This window comes from Thauera aminoaromatica S2 (assembly GCF_000310185.1).
In the GTDB taxonomy this organism is placed as follows: domain Bacteria; phylum Pseudomonadota; class Gammaproteobacteria; order Burkholderiales; family Rhodocyclaceae; genus Thauera; species Thauera aminoaromatica.
Map to the genome: position 1 here is coordinate 1 of NZ_AMXD01000219.1, position 4,127 is coordinate 4,127.

At 69.1% G+C, this 4,127-nt stretch carries 3 protein-coding genes and 1 pseudogene; all 4 read right to left on the reverse strand.

Annotated features, from left to right (window positions below; all coding sequences use genetic code 11):
* Positions 1 to 308: pseudogene (locus C665_RS18745) on the reverse strand (urea ABC transporter permease subunit UrtB); the annotation flags it as partial.
* Positions 309 to 492: 184 nt separating this feature from the next.
* Positions 493 to 1,746 (reverse strand): urea ABC transporter substrate-binding protein, encoded by a 1,254-nt coding sequence (gene urtA, locus C665_RS18750; protein ID WP_004326830.1) that lies wholly within the window; start codon positions 1,744 to 1,746, stop codon positions 493 to 495.
* 799 nt (positions 1,747 to 2,545) lie between these two features.
* Positions 2,546 to 3,298: an amino acid ABC transporter ATP-binding protein gene (locus C665_RS18755; RefSeq protein ID WP_004326831.1), complete on the reverse strand. Its 753-nt coding sequence runs from the start codon at positions 3,296 to 3,298 to the stop codon at positions 2,546 to 2,548.
* 34 nt (positions 3,299 to 3,332) lie between these two features.
* On the reverse strand, positions 3,333 to 3,983 hold the full coding sequence (locus C665_RS18760) for an amino acid ABC transporter permease (protein ID WP_004326833.1): 651 nt from the start codon (positions 3,981 to 3,983) through the stop codon (positions 3,333 to 3,335).
* Positions 3,984 to 4,127 lie beyond the last annotated feature (144 nt).

Consider the following 4,127-nt stretch of genomic DNA (forward strand, 5'->3'; position numbering starts at 1 on the left):
GCGGCCCCGGCCTCGGCGGCGAGCGCCTCGCCGCTGGCGGCGTCGCGCAGCCCGTCGGGCGCGACGATCACCACCCGGCCGTCGAGCGTGCCGAGTCGCCCGCTTTCGAGCGCGTCCAGCAGCGCCGCGGCTTCGTCGCCGCCGGAGACGCCGAGCGCGTCGATCGCGGCGACGCGGGCGTTGAAGTCACCGCCCAGTCCGCGCACCAGCGCGGGGTCGAGCGCCGCCCGCGCCGGCAGCGCGGCGAGCGCCGTCAGCACGCACAGCACGGCGGCGAGAAGCCATGGTCGTCTTGTCGGTCCGAACATCGTCGGCTCCATCTTCAGTTGCGGGGAAACGGCTGGGGCGGCGGGCGGTTCGGCAGGCGTGGGGCCAAGGGGGCGTGCGGGATCTCGCCGCAAGAGGCTCGCGGCTTGCGCCGCTCCTGCAGGAGAACCGCCGCGCTCCGGACCGGCGGCGAAAATCGGGGTCGGACCCCGATCTTCTGGACGATCACAGCCCCTGCTTGCCCTCGTTGCCCTCGATGAACGGGCTCCACGGCTGGGCGCGGATCGGTCCCTTCGTCTGCCATACCACGTCGAACTGGCCGTCCGCGCGCACCTCGCCGATCAGCACCGGCTTGTGCAGGTGGTGGTTGGTCGCGTCCATGGTCAGCGTGAAGCCCGACGGCGCCTTGAAGCTCTGCCCGCCCATCGCCGCGATGACCTTGTCGACGTCCGTGCTGGCGGCCTTCTCGACCGCCTGCTTCCACATGTGCAGGCCGACGTAGGTGGCCTCCATCGGGTCGTTGGTGACCACGGTGTCGGCGTTGGGCACGCCGTTCTTCTTCGCCCACGCGCGGTACTTGTCGATGAAGGCCTTGTTCTGCGGGTTGTCGACCGACATGAAGTAGTTCCACGCCGCGAGGTGGCCGAGCAGGGGCTTGGTGTCGACGCCGCGCAGCTCCTCCTCACCGACGGAGAAGGCCACCACCGGCACGTCCGTCGCCTTCAGTCCGGCGTTGCCCAGTTCCTTGTAGAAGGGCACGTTGGAGTCGCCGTTGATGGTCGACACCACGGCCGTCTTCTTGCCCTCGGAGGCGAACTGCTTGATGCGCGCGATGATGGTCTGGTAGTCGGCGTGGCCGAAGGGCGTGTAGTCCTCCAGGATGTCCGCATCGCTCACCCCCTTGCTCTTCAGGAAGGCGCGCAGGATCTTGTTGGTCGTGCGCGGATACACGTAGTCGGTGCCGAGCAGCACGAAGCGCTTCGCGCCGCCGCCTTCCTCGCTCATCAGGTACTCGACCGCGGGAATCGCCTGCTGGTTGGGCGCGGCGCCGGTGTAGAAGACGTTCTTCTCGAGCTCCTCGCCCTCGTACTGCACCGGGTAGAAGAGCAGGCCGTTGAGCTCCTTGAACACCGGCAGCACCGACTTGCGCGACACCGAGGTCCAGCAGCCGAACACCGCCGCGACCTTGTCCTGCGCCAGCAGCTGGCGTGCGCGCTCGGCGAACAGCGGCCAGTTCGAGGCCGGGTCGACCACCACCGGCTCGAGCTTCCTGCCGAGCACGCCGCCGCCGGCGTTGATCTCCTCGATGGTCATCAGCGCCACGTTCTTGAGCGCGGTCTCGGAGATCGCCATCGTGCCCGACAGCGAATGCAGGATGCCGACCTTGATGGTGTCGGCGGCGTGCGCGCCGGCGGGCAGGCCGATCGCGGCGATGGAAGCCGAAAGCGTGAGGGCTTTGACGAAGTTGCGACGGTTCATGGACGGACCTCTTGCAGTGGGTGGAAGTCGAGCGCAGCGCAGGCTGCGTCGATGAACCCTCTGCAAGGGGCGTGCCAAGTTGTCGGAAAATCGCTGGACGGAGTGTGGGACGCGGCCTAAATCCGCGCCGTTGATGCGCTCGTGGCACGCCGACGGATCTTGTACCCGCTCTCCTGGCGTCCCTGCAGCGCGCCTTTGTCGGCGATGCCGCGCCCCGCGCCGATGCAGTACCCGGAAGACGGGCACCATCGCAGTGCAGCAAACTCCCGGCCGCGTGCACGCGGCGGGTCTTGTCGAGGTACCCGGTGCCCTGGCCGATCGCGACTTGCGTCGCTCCCACGAAAACGACCCCGACGCGATCCGGGGCCCGTAGGAGCGACGCGAGTCGCGATCGGGTCGTCCGACTGCGACGGGCGTTGGCGGGGGAAGGAGGCTGCAATCGCGACTTGCGTCGCTCCCACGAAAACCGCCCCGACGCGATCCGGGGCCTGTAGGAGCGACGCGAGTCGCGATCGGGTCGTCCGACTGCGACGGGCGTTGGCGGGGGAAGGAGGCTGCAATCGCGACTCGCGTCGCTCCCACGAAAATCACCCCGACGCGATCCGGGACCTGTAGGAGCGGCGCAAGCCGCGATCGAGTCGTCCGACTGCGACGGGCGTTGGCGGGGGAAGGAGGCTGCAATCGCGACTCGCGTCGCTCCTACGGTCGTGTCCCCAAGCGCATCGCCCGGTTTTCGGTGGGAGCGACGCGAGTCGCGATTCCCCGTTCCACCCGCGCCGTGTCGGCCGACGCCCGCCTGCTACAGCATGCTGTCGAGGAAGGCGCGCGTGCGTGGATGCTGCGGGTTGGCGAAGAACTCGGCCGCGGGGCGCGACTCGATGAGCTCGCCGCCGTCCATGAACACCACCCGGCTGGCGACCTCGCGGGCGAAGCCCATCTCGTGCGTCACCACCAGCATGGTCATGTGCTCGTCGGCGAGCTGGCGCATGGTGCGCAGCACCTCGCCGGTGAGCTCGGGGTCGAGCGCCGAGGTGGGCTCGTCGAAGAGCATGATGTCGGGCTCCATCGCCAGCGCGCGTGCGATCGCCACGCGCTGCTTCTGTCCGCCGGACAGGCGCGAGGGGTAGGCGTCGCGCTTGTCGAAGAGGCCGACCTTGCGCAGCAGCGCTTCGGCCTTGGGCAGGATGGCCTCGCGCTTCAGGCCCTTCACCGTGATCGGGGCCTCGATCACGTTCTCCAGCACGGTGAGGTGGGGGAACAGGTTGAAGTGCTGGAACACCATGCCCATGCGCGCGCAGATGCGGCGCACCTCGGCGTCGGCGACGTAGCGCGCGCGGCCGCCGGTGTCGTTGTCGGCGAGGACGTCGCCCTCGATGACGATGCGCCCGGCGTCGATCGTTTCCAGATGGTTGAGGCAGCGCAGGAAGGTGCTCTTGCCCGAGCCCGAAGGCCCGATCACCGCCACCACCTCGCCCTTGGCGAGCGTCAGCGACACGCCCTTGAGCACCTCGTTGGCGCCGAAGCGCTTGCGGATGCCGTCGGCGAGGATCATCGGGCTCGTCATCGGCCCCGTCATCGCGGCGGCCTCAGTCATAGACGGCATGGCGTTTCTCCAGGCGCTGGAAGAGCCAGGTCAGCACCAGCGTCATGATCAGGTAGAAGGCGGCGGCGACGATGAAGGGGGTGATCGTGAAGTCGCGCTGCACGATGCCGCGCGCGGCGCGCAGCAGGTCGTTGAGCGCGAGCACGTAGATCAGCGAGGTGTCCTTGACCAGGGTGATGGTCTCGTTGCTCATCGGCGGCAGGATGCGCTTGACCACCTGCGGCAGCACGATGCGGCGCATGGTCTGGCCGTAGGAGAAGCCGAGCACCTTGGCGCCCTCGTACTGGCCGCGGTCGATCGACTGGATGCCGGCGCGGAAGATCTCGGCGAAGTAGGCCGCGTAGTTGAGCGCGAAGGCCACGATCGCCGCCGGGAAGTCGGGCAGGCGGATGCCGATCCCCGGCACGAAGGGCAGCGCATAGTAGATGAACAGCATCTGCAGCATCAGCGGCGTGCCGCGCATCAGCCAGATGTAGGCGTTGACCGCCTGGCTGGCGACGCGGAAGCGCGAGATGCGCACCAGCGCCAGCGCCAGGCCGAGCGGCACGGCCAGCAGCAGGGTGATCAGGAAGAGCTGCAGCGTGACCAGCGAGCCCTCGGCGAGCGGGCCGAGGATGCTGAGGATGTAGTCCATGGCGGGACGCCGGGCGAGCGGCGGGCAGGTAGGGGGCGCGCGGGAGCGTCGGCGCGGGCGGCGTTGGCGCCCGAGTGGGGGGAGCGGAGGAGATCGCGGCTTGCGCCGCTCCTACACGGGGCCGACGTAGGAGCGGCGCAAGCC

Coding starts and splice junctions, on each gene's coding strand:
- urtA (WP_004326830.1), bottom strand. CDS start 1,746: ATGAACCGTCGCAACTTCGTCAAAGCCCTCACGCTTTCGGCTTCCATC.
- C665_RS18755 (WP_004326831.1), bottom strand. CDS start 3,298: ATGATCCTCGCCGACGGCATCCGCAAGCGCTTCGGCGCCAACGAGGTG.
- C665_RS18760 (WP_004326833.1), bottom strand. CDS start 3,983: ATGGACTACATCCTCAGCATCCTCGGCCCGCTCGCCGAGGGCTCGCTG.